We start from the raw sequence: 16,912 nt of genomic DNA on the forward strand, positions 1-16,912 counted from the left end.
TCATGAATACGCTGCCTGACTTAAGCCAACTGACCCATGAACAACTGCTGGAATTCACCAGACAGTTGGCGATGCAGCATCAGTCTCTAGCACAATCAAACCAACAATTGGATGCCAAAGTTCAACATCTTTCTATTCTCAATCAAAATACGAGCATGAACTGGCGCTGTTTAAAAAGCACAAATTCGCCCAAAAGAATGAACACTTAACGGCAAAACAAATCCACCTATGGGATGAAGCGGTTGAAGAAGATATTGCTGCTGTTGATCTGGAATTAGAACGATTAAATGCAGATAAAACCGATGCAGCGACACAGAAAGCCAAAACCAATAAACCTAAACGTCGACCACTGCCAGATCATCTACACACCATCCGTATTGAGCATGAACCTGCATCAACCCAATGCACTTGTGGATGCCAACTCCGTCGTATCGGCGAAGATGTCAGTGAGAAACTGCATTTCAGACCGGCACAGTTCTATAAGGAACAGCATGTGCGTGGTAAATGGGTCTGTGATCAGTGTGACACTCTGACTCAGCAAGCGATGCCCGCCTATGTGATTGATAAAGGCATTGCTTCACCTGAATTGCTCAGCCATGTGCTGGTATCGAAGTATGCCGATCATTTGCCGCTGTACCGTCAACGTCTGATCTATCAGCGGGCGGGAATCGAACTTTCTAGATCAACTTTATCTGACTGGATAGGTCGCTGCGGTGTAGAACTGGAACCTCTGGCCAATGCCTTAAAAGAGGTGGTGCTGCAACAGCGGGTGCTGCATGCAGATGAAACACCGGTCACCATCATGCGGATGGGTGAGAATGAGAAAAAACCGAAGAAAGGTTATGTCTGGGCCTATGCCACCACACAGTACAATCCAGTTCAGGCGGTGATCTATGACTTTCAGGATAGTCGTTCAGGCCAGCATGCTGCAGAGTTCTTGAAAGGCTGGCAGGGCAATCTAGTCTGTGATGATTACAGTGGTTATAAAGCACGCTTTAAATCAGGCCAGGTCATAGAGGTCGGCTGCATGGCCCATGCACGTCGTAAATTCCATGAACTGCATGTGACCGGGAAAAGTCAGGTCGCTGAACAGGCATTGGTGCTGATTCAGAAACTGTATGCGATAGAAGCAGAACTCAGGAAAAAGACCGATGGTACAGCGGAAGACCGCCGCGAATACCGACAACAGCATAGTCAACCAGTGATGCAACAACTATATGAATGGCTCAACCAACATCATCTGACAGTGCCATCGAGTTCTCCCACCGCCAAGGCCATCAATTACACTCTGAAGCGTTGGCCAGCCTTAAGCCGCTATCTGGATGATGGCAATCTACCGATATGCAACAATTGGGTAGAGAATCAGATGCGTCCCTGGGCGTTGGGGCGCAAGAACTGGCTGTTTGCAGGTTCGCTGCGCAGTGGTCAGCGAGCGGCAAACATCATGACTTTAATCCAGTCAGCAAAGCTGAATGGGCTGGATCCGTATGCCTATTTAAGTGATGTGCTGAAAAGGTTACCGACACATAAAGTGACCCAGATTGAAGAGTTACTGCCGCACTGCTGGAAACCTAAATCGAATTAAAAAATAGGTATGGGATTCAGCGGACGCTTACGATTCATCGCCCTTTTTTATTTGTCTAAAATTAACTATTCAGATTGTTTCAGTTAAAACCAAGCCTGCACGTAAACCAATCTTCACATTCGGGTTTGGAAATAAAATCCAGACCTGATCTTGTTCAACTACATAGTTACCAGAAGGTTGAGTCGCAATGATTTCGCCTTTAGTAAAAGTTGAAAAGTTGGGAGCCTCAGCAGATAAATTCAGGTGGAACTCTTCATCTTTTTTTATTAAAGAGTCAGATACCTGAAACACACGAATTTTTGGTTTATTACGCACTGGTAAAGCTTGCTCAGAAACCACGTTACGAATGACTTCATCAATTGAAGCAAATTGACTCAAGTCATTTTGTCCAAATGGCAATGCTTTGCCTAACTCTAAAGTTGCACTCGCCGCCTTAAAATTCTCACTCGTAAAATGGGTAAACGTTTTACCTACCGCATTATGATAAACCAAAGCATCCAAATCAGCTGCTTCAAGACTTGCTGTTAAATCAGCATCATAGCCATGCGTTTGATATGGAAATAAAGCAAATGTTGGCAATAATGAAGCCCGAATTGCTGTGTGCAAATCATAATGATAACGTTTTGCCTGACTCGAACTTTCCTGAAAGAAGGTGGCAACAGTTTGCTCTAAAACCTCAGCACGCTTAGATTCTTCAGTTACAGGCAGATTTTTATACCCACCACAGAACATACGGTTTACATCGTCATGTACATAACGCTTGCCTTGACGCATCGCATAGGGATTACCCAATACAAGCAATAATCTCACCGCAAGCTTTAAACGCCCGGCAAATAAATCGGTGCAAAGATGAGATAGCAATTCAATTGGTGCCGTTTCATTTCCATGTACTCCAGCTGACAGTACGACAGCTTTGTCGTACTGCGCATGTGGTGTACATTCAAGAAGTCCCTCACCTAACCAACGCCAAGAAAAATTTGCTTGTTTTCCCTCGCGCGTTGCAGGTTGCTCACCTTGTAAGGTTAATGCTAGAAAATCTTGCATGTCACCTCCTCATTATTTTTGGAAAGGATAAACCGAACCTAAACCTAAAATTTTAGTCAGTTCATCAAGTGCCATACGGCTTTCCATGAGTAAATGCGGATCTGCCAAATCTTCTTGTGCTAAACGATCGCGATAGTGTTTATCTACCCACTGATTAAGCGTCATAAACAATTGATCATTCATGAGAACTTTTGGATTTACGGCATTTAATTCAGTTTCATTTAATGCTACACGTAAACGTAAACAAGCCGGACCACCACCGTTACGCATACTTTCACGCAAGTCATAAACCTGAATTGCATCAATTGGTGTACCCATTTGAATCATGTCATTCAAATAGCTCCATACCGCAGCATTTTGACGAGACTCTTCTGGCACAACAATGGTCATTCCGCCATCTGGACGAGTCAAAATCTGACTATTAAATAAATATGTTGCAACAGCATCATCCACCGTCACACGGTTTTCAGGCACTTCAATTGAAATAAAGTCTTCACCGATGCTTGCCATTTTCTGACGAATTTCGGCAAATGCCTGATCTTGATTTAAAAATGCATGTTGATGGTGGAATAAAACCTGCTGGTTACTTACCGCAATTACATCATTATGGAAAACACCCTGATCAATCACATCCGGGTTTTGTTGAACAAAAACGGTATGTGCTTCATCTAAACGGTGCAAACGTGCAATGGCCTCGCTCGCTTCACGTGTCTGACGTGCAGGATAACGTTTTGGTCCCGGTAAACCATTATTTAAATATTGTTGACCATAAACAAACACCTGAACACCACGTTTAGCATAATCACCACCTAAACGATTGTGATTTGCTGCCCCTTCATCGCCGAATAAAGCCACTTGCGGTAAAGCTTCATGGTGTACAAAGTGACGTTCATTTTTAAAGATCGCTTGTAAAACTTGGCTTGTAGTTTCAGCTTCAATTGAACGGTGAAATTTATTGTTCAGGTTAGCCGCAGTAAAATGCACGCGCTCATCTTGGCTATCAGCCGAAGGTGAAACTGTCGCAGCATTTGCAGTCCACATTGGAGAAGCTGAGCTTAAAGATGACAGTAGCTCTGGTGAATAACGCATTGCTTGAGCCACAACACTAATGTCATCTCCGGTAAAACCTAAACGGCGTAACATCGGAACATGTGGACGCTCATGCGGAGCAAGTACACCTTGTTTCATCCCCATGTCAGCCAAAGCTTTCATTTTTAATAAGCCTTGTTTCGCCGCCAATTTTGGGTTAGACAAATTATTGCGGTTTTTGGTCGATGCTTCATTACCAAAAGACAAACCCGCATAGTGATGTGTTGGTCCCACTAAACCATCAAAATTTACTTCATATCCTTTCATTTTTTCTTTCCCTAGTGTTAAGGCAACACAATCCCTGGAGATAATTTTTCTGGCAACGTCAAGCTTTCACTTTCGAGTGAAGCCATTGGCCAAGCACAGTAGTCAGCAGCATAAAATGCACTTGCACGGTGATTACCTGAAGCTCCTACACCACCAAATGGTGCTGCACTCGATGCACCTGTTAATGGTTTGTTCCAATTCACAATTCCGGCACGTGCTTCAATGAGTAAGTCATCAAACAATTCACGTTTTGGAGAAACCAAACCAACTGACAAGCCGAAACGAGTTGCATTGGCAATTTTTAATGCTTCATCAAAACTGTCATAACGCTGAATAGTGGTAAGCGGACCGAAATATTCTTCATCTGGAATACCCGCCACACCTGTTACATCAATAATGCCTGGAGTAAGTAATGAGCTGTCTTCTTGAGGACGTGTCATTGGCAACAAGCTTTTTGCACCCAGCTCAAGCAACTTTTGCTGGGCATTCATCATGTTTGTTGCAGCAGCCGATGAAATTACGCCGCCCATAAATGGTTGTTGCTCATCATTCCAACGACCAACTTTTAAGTTTTTAGCAACCTCAACAAAACGTTGAATAAATGCATCGCCTTGCGCACCATTTTTTACCAAGATACGGCGCGCACATGTACAACGCTGCCCTGCCGAAACAAATGCAGATTGAATAGTGAGGTTAACAACAGCATCCATATTTTCGATTTCATCGATAATCAATGCATTATTGCCGCCCATTTCAAGCGCAAGAATTTTCTCAGGAGCACCCGCCATTTGTTTGTGTAGGTGATAACCTGTGTTTGCACTTCCAGTAAACAAGAGGCCATCAATTTCATGTGAGGCAGCTAGCGCTTCACCCGTGGTACGACCACCTTGCACCAAATTCATTACACCATTTGGCAAACCGGCTTGTTGCCAAAGTTTTACAGTTTCTTCAGCAGTCCAAGGCGTTAATTCACTTGGTTTGAATACAACTGTGTTACCAGCAAGTAACGCAGGAACAATATGTCCGTTCGGCAAGTGGCCCGGGAAGTTGTATGGACCAAAAACTGCAAGTACGCCATGTGGGCGGTGACGTAAAGATGCCACACCATCTGCCATTTCAGTTGAGCTTTCACCGGTACGTTGGTGATAAGCACGAATCGAAATTGCAACCTTGCCAATCATTGACTGAACTTCAGTTAATGTTTCCCAAAAAGGTTTACTGGTTTCTTGGCTAATCACTTCCCCTAAATGCTTTTTATTTTCTTCAAGCAAAGCTGCAAACTTTTCTACAATCGCCACACGCTCAGCAAAAGGTAAACGCGCCCACGCTGGGAATGCTGTACGAGCAGCTTGGCAAGCTTTCTCAACATCACTAGCCGTAGCTTCAGCGCCTGACCATACAGTTTGGTTATCAACCGGGTTTGTTTTTACAAATGTTGTACCGCTGCCTTGTAACCAGACACCGTTTATAAATAAAGAGTTTGACATCAGGATACTTCCATAGGATTTAGTGATAACACACGAACAGCGTGACCTTCTTGTACACCGAGTTTTTCAGCTTGTTCATGCGTTAAATTTAAAGTGTTATCTACGAGATCAAGCTTCAATAACATGGCCCGATAGTCGTGGTAATTATCATTGGCAACAAGGTATTGTGTTTTACCTACTGTTGCTTCATTGGTAATTTTGACGTTTAAGAGTTGACTTTCTTTGACTGCACGCAACTCATCAATATTCGCTTCAATAGTTGGACCCGCATCAAAAATATCGACATATCCTTGATAACGTAAACCTTCTGATTCAAGCACATGATAAGCAGGCAAAGTATGTGGATGCATTTTCCCAATCACTTCTTGCGCATCTTTTGGCAAAAGGTCAACATAGACTGGAAAACGTGGCATCAGCTCGGCAATAAAAACTTTTTGGCCAATACCACTTAAATAGTCTGCAGTTGAGAAATCCATATTGAAAAAATGGTGCCCAATCGCATCCCAAAAAGGTGAACATCCATTTTCATCAGAGTAGCCACGCATTTCCGCAATTAATTTTTTCTCAAAATATTGCTTAAATGCTGCGATAAACATAAAACGGATTTTCGATAAAAATTTACCGTTTTGATTTTCACGGCGTTCCGGATCTAAAAATAATGTACAGAGCTCACTACTTCCTGTTCTGTCATTACTTAAAAATAAAGTCGGTAATGACTTATAAACGTTTAATGCTTTTGAAGCGTGTACTTGTGTTCCCACATGAAAGTTGTACCAAGGTTCAATTAAACCTACAGCAACCTCAATTGCACTTACACCAATAACACGTTGAGCTTCGGTATCTTCCAGAACAAACAAATATCCCTGCTCACTCTTATGAACATTGCCATTTAAAGTATTGCGAGTACGTGAAATTCGAGCCGAAAGCGTATCCATATTTTGTGGCAAGGAAGTCAGGCCAACACCTGACTTACCTGCTAATTTATAAATATCTTCAAGGTCTCGAAACTCGGCATGACGGACAATCATCATGGCTAGCTTTCCTTTTTTTTATTTAGCCAACTTTGCCAAAGCTCTTTTTAAACGAGCAATCCCTTCATCAATATCTTGTTCAGGAATAATTAAAGAAGGAGTGAAACGAACCACGTTAGGTCCTGCGATTAAAGCGAGTAGTCCTTCTTCGCCTGCCCATGTGGTAATGTCTTTCGCTTTACCTGCATATTCAGCTTTTAGTACACAGCCAATCAATAAACCTTGACCACGAATTTCATCAAATACTTGATATTCAGCATTTAAAGTATTTAAGGCATCAAGGAAATATTGATGACGGTGTTTTACGCCTTCAAGTACTTCTGGTGTATTAATAAACTCAAAAACTGCACCTGCAACTGCACTTGCTAACGGGTTACCACCGTAAGTTGTACCATGTGTACCTACAGAAAAATGCGGTGCGAACTTATTAGTTGTTAACATTGCACCGACCGGGAAACCACCGCCCAATGCTTTTGCAGTGGTTAATACGTCTGGAATCACACCGTAGTTCATGTAGGCATAAAGAGCACCTGTACGGCCTACACCAGTTTGTACTTCATCAAAAATAAGTAAGGCACCAAACTGATCACACAGTTCACGTAAACCTTTTAAAAATTCGATATCAGCTGGAATTACCCCGCCTTCACCCTGTACAGGCTCTACAATTACTGCACAAGTTTGTTCATTAATAACTGCTTTAGCTGCTTCTAAATCATTATAAGCAACATGGCTAATGCCGTTTGGAAGTGGTGCAAAGTCTTGTGAATATTTTGGCTGACCACCTGCCGAAACGGTAAATAAAGTACGACCGTGGAAAGCATTGTTAAATGCCACAATGCCACTTTTACCTGCAACACCGCTGTCGAGTCCAACTTTACGAGCCAGTTTTAATGCTGCTTCATTCGCTTCTGCACCTGAGTTACAAAAGAATACTTTATCGGCAAATGTATTTTCGGTGAGTTGTTTAGCAAGGCGTAGTACTGGTTCATTAGTATAACCATTACCGACGTGCCAAAGTTTTTTTGCTTGTTCTGTTAACGCATTAACTGCCACTGGATGCGCATGACCTAATGCATTTACTGCAATCCCGCCTGCAAAATCGATATATTCTTTATTTTCTTGATCCCAAATACGTGAACCTTCACCACGTACCGGAATGAAATTTGCCGGTGCAAATACTGGAACCATCCAGTCATTAAAGTTGCTTCGAGTTACAGAAATTGGCTGTTCCATGCTTACCTCAGTATCTATTTAATTTATTTAATCTGTCTTACTGTCTTTAATTTAATTCATTTAGAACAAGGGACCGAACAAATAACCCTATAACATCCTTTATATTTGCTCGGCCCACCTTTCCTAAAAGGTAGTTTCCTCAGATTAGCCTGGGAAAATACCGCGTTCTTTACGAGCTTTTAAGATACGCTCACATGCCAAGATGTAAGCTGCTGTACGTAAAGTACAAGCATTCTTGTTCGCTGTATTCCAAACGTCATCCATTGCTTGAACCATCAACTTGTCTAAACGCTCGTTGATTTCTTCTTCGCTCCAGAAATAGCTCGCCATGTCTTGAACCCATTCGAAGTAACTTACAGTTACACCGCCGGCGTTACATACAACGTCAGGAACTACAACAATGCCACGCTCAACTAATACATCTTCAGCTTTAGGATAAGTCGGGCCGTTCGCGCCTTCTAAAATCAACTTAGCTTTAAGTTTTTCAGCACGCTCAACTGTAATTTGGCCTTCTAATGCAGCAGGAATAATGATGTCTACTTCTGCAGTCCAGAAATCTTCATCTGCAATTGCTTGTGCACCAGCAAAACCACCAACACCTTGGTTTGCATTTACGTGATCACGTAGCGCAACAAGATCAATACCATCAGCATTGAAAATTGTGCCAGTGTGGTCTTGAACGTGAGTGATTTTTGCTTTTGATTCAACAAATAAGAAAGCAGCTTCACTACCTACGTTACCAAAACCTTGAACAGCAACTTTCGCGCCTTCAATTGGTAAGTTGATTTTTGCAGCAACTTCACGACCAGTAACGAATACACCGCGACCAGTTGCTTTCACACGACCTAAAGAACCGCCTAAGTGCACTGGTTTACCAGTTACAACACCAGTCACTGTGTGACCTTGGCTAGTAGAATAAGTATCCATCATCCAACCCATGATATTGGCATTTGTACCGACGTCTGGAGCAGGAATGTCTTTTTGAGGTCCGATAATGTGACCAATTTCAGTCGTATAACGGCGAGTTAAACGCTCTAATTCACGATTTGATAATTTACGTGGATCAACACGGATACCACCTTTTGCACCACCAAATGGCAAGTTCAAAACTGCAGTTTTAATTGTCATCCATGCAGACAATGCCATCACTTCATTTAAGTCAACATTTGGATGGTAACGAACACCACCTTTACCAGGACCACGAGACAAGTTGTGTTGTACACGGTAGCCTTCAAAGTGCTGGATTGAACCGTCGTCCATTACAATTGGCACGTCCACAATAAGCGCACGCTTAGGACGTTTTAATGTATCGATATAATCAGCTAAATGTTCTAAGTATGGCGCTACACGGTCAATTTGAGCCAAGTAAGTTTGCCATGCATCGCTATGTTCGTTTACGTATGAAAGATCTGACATCTTTTTTCCTATCTACCTACACAGACTCAGATGTGATAAATCTGCAGTCTTTATTATTCAGCAACCAAAACCTTGCAATAACAATGTTTTGATTTATTTATAAAATCTTCAGCTCTTCTAAAGCTTTAGACCTTTTAAATTCCATCTTGTGATATCAAAAGTACGATTTACTTTTATATATCGATATCTTTTACAATATTCTTTTGCCTCATCTGCCGTTTATAAAAAGTCTTTATAAAAGCAAAAGTTCCACCGCAACCAACTCAAATAAGTCGACTGGAAATAAGTACAAAAGAGGTGACATAACCGTTTGGGAGTTAAAAAGAACTAGGGTTCATGAAACAAAAAAACCATAAGTCCCTAAAATTATTTTTGACTAATCGATAGATCCCTCCATTAGTCTTTTTAAATAAAAATTGTTCAGTAATACTGCAAGTTTCACATCACTACTCAAGCGAGTTAATCAAGCCTTCATATAGACATAAAATCTTTAAGTAAATATAGCACAGAGCAAGTTAATTTAGAACATTTTAAAATAAACAAGCAGAGAAAAAATAATCAATTTTCTCTATTTTTTATAATAAAAAAGTAACCAGACCTAAAAAAACACTACACTATAATAATTTTATTTTATGGAAATTAAAAAAATATTAAAATTAAAAATGATTAAAAAATTACCATTTAATAACAACAACTTAATTAACAAAAAATTTCAAAAAATTCTTAAAATTTCTATAAATTTTCATAATATTTATTCAGTTTCTCTAATTCAAAACAAAGATATATAAATATTTAAACAATCTCTTTATTAAATAACCATGATAAACATATACTTATTTAAAAACTTATAATAATTAGCTATTAATAATATTCCGACAAGTGGTTAATTTATGTGTCAATATTTGCTTTTATTATCAAAACAAAAAAAACATTTTCAAAAAAAATATATAAAACTCACTTTAAAGCTCAAGTTACGCCCATGAAAAAAGGCCCCATAAGGAGCCTTCAATCAACACAACCAAGTAAGCAAAAGACTTAGTTTTGAGCTATATCTTTTTTACGATAAAAGATGAAATAGCTGACATAGCATAGCAAGATAAAAATAATGCAGCAGATAAAGCCCACTTGCATAGAAGGATCAAATACCATACTGATACAAGTAACTATACAGAATAGCCCGCCTACAATTGGAGTAAGAGGAAAAAGTGGTGCAGCGAAACGTAGATCTTTTACTGTTTTTCCTGACTTATACCACTGTCTACGGAAGTTAAATTGCGAAATACAAATTGCAATCCAAACGACAACCATTGTAAAAGCAGCAACGCCCAACAAATTTTTAAAAATTGTTTCTGGTGCAAATTGTTCTGAAAGCAATCCTGGAATAGCACCAAACATGGTGACAATAATGGCAATAATAGGTGTTCCAGACGGCGTGAGTTTCGCGAAAATTTTAGGTAATTGATTTTTTGCTGAAAGCGACCACATCATACGTGATGCAGCAAATAGACCCGAATTAGCAGCTGAAAGTAAAGCCGTAATAATTACGAAACGGATAATATCCTCTGCATACGGAATACCAATGTAATTAAATACAGTCACAAATGGGCTACTGCTCACATCATTTGCACTAAGACCTGCTAGGTGGTATGGCAATAGTGAGCTAATCACTACAATCGTACCAACAAAGAAAATCAATAAGCGCCAAATAGCCGCATTAATTGCCTTAGGAACTGTTTTTGCTGGATTCTCAGCTTCGCCAGCCGCCACCCCAATTAATTCTGTGCCAGAAAATGCAAAGTTAACGATAAGCATAGTGGCAAAAATTGGGAAAAGACCATTTGGGAACCAACCATGAGCAGTCAAATTACTGAACAATGGTGCTGTTTCATGCCCCTGATAAGGAATAAAGCCGAAAATCGCCAGCAATCCCAAACCAATAAAACAGATAATGGTGATTACTTTTACAAGCGCCAACCAAAATTCAGACTCTGCAAATAAGCGGGTTGAACTTACATTAAGAAAGAAAACCAAGGCGCCAAAGAAAAGAGTCCAAGCCCACACTGAGGTAGATGGAAACCACTCCTGAACCAACAAGGCCGCAGCGGTAAACTCAGTCCCCAAAGTTGCAGTCCAAGTCAGCCAATACAGCCAAGTAATCATATACCCTGTACCTGGACCGATATAACGCCGTGCGTATTCACCAAAAGAGCCAGACTCAGGGACATGAACCGCTAGCTCACCGAGACACAGCATAACGGTATAGGCAATTAAACCGCCCAAGAAATAAGAGATAATTGCGCCAATTGGACCTGCTTGAGAGATTACGTCGCCAGACCCAAGAAAAAGACCTGTACCTATGGCACCGCCAAGGGAGATCATCACCAAATGTCGAGTACTCATTGCTCGTTTCAAAGGTGCAGAACTTCCATGTTGCGATGCATCATTATTCCGATAATTTAATGATTGCATATAAAAAACTGTAACGACAATTTAGTAAAAAATCATTTTAGGATAAAAAAATAAATATGCAATTATCTTTGAATAGTGGAGTTATTTTAAGCAACCCTTTACCAACCAAATAAAATATATTTTAAAAACAAACAATTAATAATTACTAGGATAATTATTGTATTTTAATTAATCTTACATCATTTCTTTAATTTATATAAATTAAAAAACTATACTTTTTAAAACATAATAATTTTTCACTTAATTCCCCATACCTACTTTTAGCTCTATCTTTATTTAAAAATTAGACACACTATTTATTTAAATAATGACTTTTAATTTTATATACAAATAAAGTGATAAAAAAATATTTTTTAAGCAAAAAATAAAGCTCAAATCTCAAGATTTGAGCTTTATTTAATCGAGGAAATAACTTAGTAACTGGTCAATACAAACTGTTGAGATGGCTGAACGGAACCTTCAACGTAATCACAAGCACCTTGTTCATCACAATTTAAATTTAATTGCTTGTAGCTTAACGCAAAGAAATCAGAATATTGTTTAATGACAAATGGACTTATATCCGAAGTGAGTGCATCACCCTGTTTAAACAATTTAATAATTTTTCGGTCATTCATCCCTAACAAATAAAGTTCATTATTTAACTCAATCTGAACAACCCCAGTGTGTTCTGCCACAATCGGAATCAAATATGATGGGTTTGCCAACACTACATCTACAGCATAGGTTTCAAGCTTTAGATTAATCAAATTAAATACCAATATTGCCTCAAATTGATTTTTCAAACCCTTTTTATGGTTTTCAGCTTGCTGCCTATACTGAATTTTAATTCCAAGCTTCTGGAAATCTTGCTCTGTAGCTTGCTTTGTTTTAATAAGACTACGAGTGACTGCTTGCTTAAGTGGATTGTCTAAATAACGTTCATCTAACTGAAAGTCATTTTGACGCAATATTTTCAATAACATGCTGTCATGGTATGTCAGCACATTTGCAAGAACATTACGATAATAGAACTTGCTTTGTTTTTTGATTTTACGAACTTGTTGATAGAAATACGTTTCATCAAATTCATGCTCAATAAAATCATGTAAAAGGCTTGAGCTTGCCAATACAGATAAAGCTTCATGTCCTGTAAAAGGCAAATGAATTGTATGTAAACTTGGTAAGATCTCTTTTATTTTTAAGTAATGTTCGCGATCAATTGAAAAGTAAGGATCATAAACAATAATGTATTCACGACTTGCATCTACATCTTGCGGCTGAATTTGCATGTCTTTATTCGCGACAGCATCGAAGAACTCAGCATAGCGTCGGTCTTCAACTTGTTCAGGGTCAATTGAATACTGAGGCACAAATGCAATGATTCGATTCATATTTAATAAATTCGAATATTTAATTGCTGCATAGCCGCCCATTGAGCCGCCATAACCTACAATATTTTTAAAACGCTGAATAATAGGCAAAATGACTTTTGCCAGCTCAACCATACTGGCCTTTGGGAACCATGATTTTTGTTTTGGCATCACCCCAATAACATTGTATTGGTACTTTATAAGAGACTTTTCAGCATTGATAGATAAGCCACTCGCCCGGGTAATCAAATCGCCAAAAGAGAGAACTAATGTATTAGAATCGCCTTGTAAAAAAATGGCTCTAATGTGTTCGTCTTCAAAAATAATTTGCTTATCCATGCTCACACCGAAAGAAAATTTACTCCCACATACATCGTCAAAAATGAAACAAAATAGGTGTTTTGCCAATTTATGATTGCGGAGTATCTTATTTTATAGATGCCAGTCAGATTAAAAAGCGCAAAATATGACACAATCCTTACATCCTGCCGCTCAAAAAGGCTTCAGCTCTGCTGCTGAGCTTTATCAGCAAGTTAGACCAAATTATCCCGTAGAAATAGTAAGTTGGCTACAAGATCGGCTCCAAATCCATGAAAATTCTACTGTTATCGATCTTGGATCGGGTACTGGCAAATTCTTACCTTACTTAAAACAGACACATGCCAATATTATTGCGGTAGAGCCAATTGGCGAGATGTTACAACAGCTTCAGCAAGCCTATCCTGATATTAAAACTATACAAGCCTTTAGCCACAATATTCCGGTAAATGACCAACAAATTGATGCTGTCATTTGTGCCCAATCTTTTCATTGGTTTGACAACATAGAAACATTGACCGAAATCTATCGAGTATTAAAACCTCAAGGACATTTAGGACTTGTTTGGAACCAGCGCGATGAAGGTACAGATTGGGTAAAAGCCTTAGCGGATTTTTTACTACCACTCGAAGGTGATACACCTCGTTACCATAGTGAAAGGTGGAAAAAGGTTTTTGAAGAGCAAGATTTATTTACTTTTGACAATTTAAATACTTTTTCGCAATCGCAGCATGGTACTGTCGAACAAGTGGTGAGTAAGCGGTTACTTTCAACAAGTTTTATTGCAGCAATGACTGAAAAAGATCAACTACAGCTCAAAGCTCAGTTTGAAAAAATTGTTTATGATTTTACTGGGTTAGGCCCACAAGATCAGATTGATTTTCCATATGTCACATATGCATATCATTTTCAAAAAAGTACGTCGTCAAATCATAGAGAATAGGTTCGGTTGAAAGCTATGTTAAAAAAAACGCCTCATATCATCTTAATGTCTTTGCTCAGCTCTAGCCTATTATTGACGGCTTGTAAAAAAGCAGATGAGCCAGCAAAGACTGAACAATCTCATACAAGTTCATCTACCGATCAGGTCTTAGAAAAACTCAATGAAAGACCAGTGAAGAAATTCCCAGCTACTGCGGATGACGCTCATGATATTGCACTACTAGAAGATTACGATCACCGCTTTACTGAAATGAGTGATGAAATGGAAACTGAGCTAGAAAAAATGCATGAGGCAGGTACGCTCACCACAGAATTTGAACAAAAACGTACGCTTGATAATGTGCGCTCAGCATTGACCATGCTAAAAGACCTCGATTTAAAAACTGAACAAGGTCGTTATATTCAGGGCTTACTCTATCAATATTGGGAAAACCAAGAAAAGAACTTTAGTGATAAGCAGGCAAGTAAAGATGAGCAGGTCAAACAGCTTGCTGACTATTTACAAGCACAAAATCAGTTAAAGTACTGGAAAGCCTCACAGCAGCATTAATTTAACTGCATGCAATAAAAAGCCTTCTTATAAAGAAGGCTTTTTTAATTTAAATATTTTGTTTTTCAACCCAGTGAATGGATTGAACACGGAAGAGTTCACATGCACCATCGCCGGTATCAGTTGGGGTCAAAGATGACTTCCAAACTAAATCTTTATCTTTGATTTCAACCAGATCACCTTTTAAATAAACCAAATCACCACGTTTAACTTGCTTAATTTGTTGGGCGATTTCAGGGTTTGCAGGAATAATGTGCATATTCGATACCATCTGCATCGCTTGCTCAGCTGGTACAGGTAGTTTTGCTATTTTCCAGTTTAAATAGCGGTCATATTGTTTCACTGAAATATGTCGTGCGATTTCAGGTTGAGCAAATAAACCCCAACTTACCGCATAATCAATCGGTGAAAATTTGGCTTGCTCATCATTGTGATAAATTTTTGAACCTAAAATCCTAAAATTTCCCTGAAATGGTTGTAATACAGAAATTGATTGATCTTTTTCAACTGGAAGCAAGCCATTGGCAATATTGTATTCACTCGAGGTTGATGCAAATGCTGAACCCATGCCTAAAGTCGCCAGCAAAGCTATCATCAAACGTTGTTTTTTCATCGCTTTATACCTCAAATATTGCTAGATCAAATTCATTAGATCTTCGTTTTATGGTAGCTCTAAGGTATGAAAAAAATATCGGAATTTAGTAACAATACAGATCAATTTCGTCTATTTTTGTGCCTAATTAAATAGATTATTAATCTTCAAAATCTATTCTTAAAGTTTCAAAGCGAACTTTCCCTTCCTTAATTGCCTGAGCAATTGCTTGCTGCCCTTTTGTTAAACGTGCCCCTCCACTTTTGACATCTAGCAAAATAATTTGAATATCATCGGCAGTTCCGTCTCCATCTCGAAAATCGGTATAGCCATCGAAAATAATATAATCAACCGGGTCGCCCATAAACTTGGCATCACTTGGCAAATACTGAAATTCCGGCAAGACTGGCGCAAATTGTTCTGCCATTTTTCCTTTTAATACGGCGCGGCTCGTATTTACACTTCTCTTTTGTGCTTGGGCAAGGGCTTGTTGATGCTCAAGCTCCAACTCGGCAATATATTGCTCGTATTCAGCCTTGATTCGGCCATTACGGGTATTTGATAAAATGAGCGTCGTGATAATAATACCAATACCAGCACCAATAAGCATGGCCAGCCATACGGACATAAATTTTCCTTAACAAATACACATCATCGCGATAGATGAGCAATCATATCTAAAATTAGGGAGTAGCTTAAACTTTTGTCAAAGGCAGTCATCTACTTCACATAAAAAGATGCTAAGGTATAAGTAGAACAAGTGTGCTGCTGAATATAACTGAATTTATGAAAACGATACTTATTGCAAATCAAAAGGGCGGATGCGGAAAAACCATGACAGCCATTACGTTGGCAACAGCTTTGGCACAAAAAGGATATAAAGTAGCATTGGCAGATTCTGACAACCAGAAATCTTCCTTACAATGGTTAAAACAACGTCCAGATAACGTAGCTGTCATTCAAAGCCTCGACTGGCGTCAAGAAAAATCAATTGGTGATGCGCCTAAAAATTTAGACTATTTAATTATTGATGCGCCGGGTGCACTTTCAGGTGATCATGCTGAACAATTAGTCAGCGAAGCTCATGCGATTATTACTCCACTTCAGCCTTCATTTTTCGATATCGACAGTACACGACGTTTTCTCAAGCATTTGCAGGATATTAAACGTATTCGTAAAGGTAAAGTACAAATTTTACTCCTTGCAAACCGAGTTAAACCGAACAGCGCCAGCTCAAAAGATATTCAGCAATTTTTTGAAAAAATCGAACATGAACCTATTGCATGGATTGCAGAGCGTAGTGCTTATGGCAGTTTAGCAATGCAAGGTTTAAGTGTATTTGATAAACCACAAAAGAACTTTATTGCAATTCAGAGCCAGTGGCAGCTTCTTTTAAATAAACTGATTGAAGATAAATCTGAGTGGTTCTAAAACCATCTCTTTATTTTAGGGGGGCAAGATTCAGAAATGAGCACGCCTGTCTAAAATTTGTCTCAGGTCATTTTTCAGTTAATATGACCTTATTCTATTTTAAAAA

Annotated in this window: 13 protein-coding genes and 1 pseudogene; 4 read left to right on the forward strand and 10 right to left on the reverse strand. The window is 39.2% G+C overall.

What is annotated here, in order from left to right; translation table 11 throughout:
- The first annotated feature begins 2 nt into the window (after positions 1-2).
- Positions 3-1,585, forward strand: a pseudogene (locus EGS71_RS10785) (IS66-like element ISAba25 family transposase).
- Positions 1,586-1,654: 69 nt separating this feature from the next.
- Here the strand turns inward: EGS71_RS10785 and astE are convergent.
- From astE to EGS71_RS10825, 8 genes are all read right to left on the reverse strand, one after another.
- Positions 1,655-2,629 carry a succinylglutamate desuccinylase gene (gene astE, locus EGS71_RS10790; protein ID WP_001150817.1) on the reverse strand — a complete coding sequence of 325 codons (975 nt, stop codon included), beginning with the start codon at positions 2,627-2,629 and terminating at the stop codon, positions 1,655-1,657.
- A gap of 12 nt (positions 2,630-2,641) precedes the next feature.
- A complete protein-coding gene (gene astB / locus EGS71_RS10795; RefSeq protein WP_000679452.1) occupies positions 2,642-3,985 on the reverse strand; it encodes an N-succinylarginine dihydrolase in 1,344 nt (447 codons plus the stop codon).
- Positions 3,986-4,002: 17 nt separating this feature from the next.
- A complete protein-coding gene (gene astD, locus EGS71_RS10800; RefSeq protein WP_000071651.1) occupies positions 4,003-5,472 on the reverse strand; it encodes a succinylglutamate-semialdehyde dehydrogenase in 1,470 nt (489 codons plus the stop codon).
- Entirely contained in the window at positions 5,472-6,503 is a 1,032-nt protein-coding gene (gene astA / locus EGS71_RS10805; protein ID WP_000973732.1) for an arginine N-succinyltransferase, read from the reverse strand. The genes astD and astA overlap by 1 nt, the downstream gene beginning before the upstream one ends.
- Positions 6,504-6,521: 18 nt before the next feature.
- Positions 6,522-7,736: an aspartate aminotransferase family protein gene (locus EGS71_RS10810; protein WP_000437498.1), complete on the reverse strand. Its 1,215-nt coding sequence runs from the start codon at positions 7,734-7,736 to the stop codon at positions 6,522-6,524.
- Positions 7,737-7,880: 144 nt separating this feature from the next.
- The gene (locus EGS71_RS10815; RefSeq protein WP_001281781.1) at positions 7,881-9,152 is read right to left on the reverse strand and encodes a Glu/Leu/Phe/Val family dehydrogenase; all 1,272 of its coding nucleotides are present in this window, start codon (positions 9,150-9,152) and stop codon (positions 7,881-7,883) included.
- A gap of 1,035 nt (positions 9,153-10,187) precedes the next feature.
- A complete protein-coding gene (locus EGS71_RS10820) occupies positions 10,188-11,621 on the reverse strand; it encodes an amino acid permease (protein WP_001191140.1) in 1,434 nt (477 codons plus the stop codon).
- A gap of 413 nt (positions 11,622-12,034) precedes the next feature.
- Entirely contained in the window at positions 12,035-13,312 is a 1,278-nt protein-coding gene (locus tag EGS71_RS10825; protein ID WP_000360740.1) for a hypothetical protein, read from the reverse strand.
- A 127-nt stretch (positions 13,313-13,439) separates the two neighbouring features.
- Between EGS71_RS10825 and EGS71_RS10830 the strand changes: the two genes are divergently transcribed.
- On the forward strand, positions 13,440-14,234 hold the full coding sequence (locus tag EGS71_RS10830; protein WP_000194463.1) for a class I SAM-dependent methyltransferase: 795 nt from the start codon (positions 13,440-13,442) through the stop codon (positions 14,232-14,234).
- A gap of 15 nt (positions 14,235-14,249) precedes the next feature.
- Positions 14,250-14,783, forward strand: coding sequence for a hypothetical protein (locus tag EGS71_RS10835; protein WP_000915015.1), 534 nt, complete (start codon positions 14,250-14,252; stop codon positions 14,781-14,783).
- Positions 14,784-14,832: 49 nt separating this feature from the next.
- Here EGS71_RS10835 and EGS71_RS10840 read toward each other — a convergent pair whose 3' ends face one another.
- Together EGS71_RS10840 and EGS71_RS10845 are read right to left on the reverse strand one after the other, a co-directional pair.
- Positions 14,833-15,396, reverse strand: a complete 564-nt coding sequence (locus EGS71_RS10840) for a hypothetical protein (protein ID WP_000744750.1) — start codon at positions 15,394-15,396, stop codon at positions 14,833-14,835.
- 139 nt (positions 15,397-15,535) lie between these two features.
- Positions 15,536-16,003: a Holliday junction resolvase-like protein gene (locus EGS71_RS10845; protein WP_000118035.1), complete on the reverse strand. Its 468-nt coding sequence runs from the start codon at positions 16,001-16,003 to the stop codon at positions 15,536-15,538.
- Positions 16,004-16,161: 158 nt separating this feature from the next.
- Here EGS71_RS10845 and EGS71_RS10850 point away from each other — a divergent pair, with 158 nt between their 5' ends.
- On the forward strand, positions 16,162-16,806 hold the full coding sequence (locus EGS71_RS10850; protein WP_000849144.1) for a ParA family protein: 645 nt from the start codon (positions 16,162-16,164) through the stop codon (positions 16,804-16,806).
- Positions 16,807-16,912: the final 106 nt, after the last annotated feature.

It is taken from the genome of Acinetobacter sp. FDAARGOS_559 (assembly GCF_003940475.1).
GTDB classification, from domain to species: domain Bacteria; phylum Pseudomonadota; class Gammaproteobacteria; order Pseudomonadales; family Moraxellaceae; genus Acinetobacter; species Acinetobacter baumannii.

Coding starts and splice junctions, on each gene's coding strand:
- EGS71_RS10810 (WP_000437498.1), bottom strand. CDS start 7,736: ATGGAACAGCCAATTTCTGTAACTCGAAGCAACTTTAATGACTGGATG.
- EGS71_RS10835 (WP_000915015.1), top strand. CDS start 14,250: ATGTTAAAAAAAACGCCTCATATCATCTTAATGTCTTTGCTCAGCTCT.
- EGS71_RS10850 (WP_000849144.1), top strand. CDS start 16,162: ATGAAAACGATACTTATTGCAAATCAAAAGGGCGGATGCGGAAAAACC.
- astE (WP_001150817.1), bottom strand. CDS start 2,629: ATGCAAGATTTTCTAGCATTAACCTTACAAGGTGAGCAACCTGCAACG.
- EGS71_RS10845 (WP_000118035.1), bottom strand. CDS start 16,003: ATGTCCGTATGGCTGGCCATGCTTATTGGTGCTGGTATTGGTATTATT.
- astA (WP_000973732.1), bottom strand. CDS start 6,503: ATGATGATTGTCCGTCATGCCGAGTTTCGAGACCTTGAAGATATTTAT.
- EGS71_RS10830 (WP_000194463.1), top strand. CDS start 13,440: ATGACACAATCCTTACATCCTGCCGCTCAAAAAGGCTTCAGCTCTGCT.
- EGS71_RS10840 (WP_000744750.1), bottom strand. CDS start 15,396: ATGAAAAAACAACGTTTGATGATAGCTTTGCTGGCGACTTTAGGCATG.
- EGS71_RS10815 (WP_001281781.1), bottom strand. CDS start 9,152: ATGTCAGATCTTTCATACGTAAACGAACATAGCGATGCATGGCAAACT.
- astD (WP_000071651.1), bottom strand. CDS start 5,472: ATGTCAAACTCTTTATTTATAAACGGTGTCTGGTTACAAGGCAGCGGT.
- EGS71_RS10825 (WP_000360740.1), bottom strand. CDS start 13,312: ATGGATAAGCAAATTATTTTTGAAGACGAACACATTAGAGCCATTTTT.
- EGS71_RS10820 (WP_001191140.1), bottom strand. CDS start 11,621: ATGCAATCATTAAATTATCGGAATAATGATGCATCGCAACATGGAAGT.
- astB (WP_000679452.1), bottom strand. CDS start 3,985: ATGAAAGGATATGAAGTAAATTTTGATGGTTTAGTGGGACCAACACAT.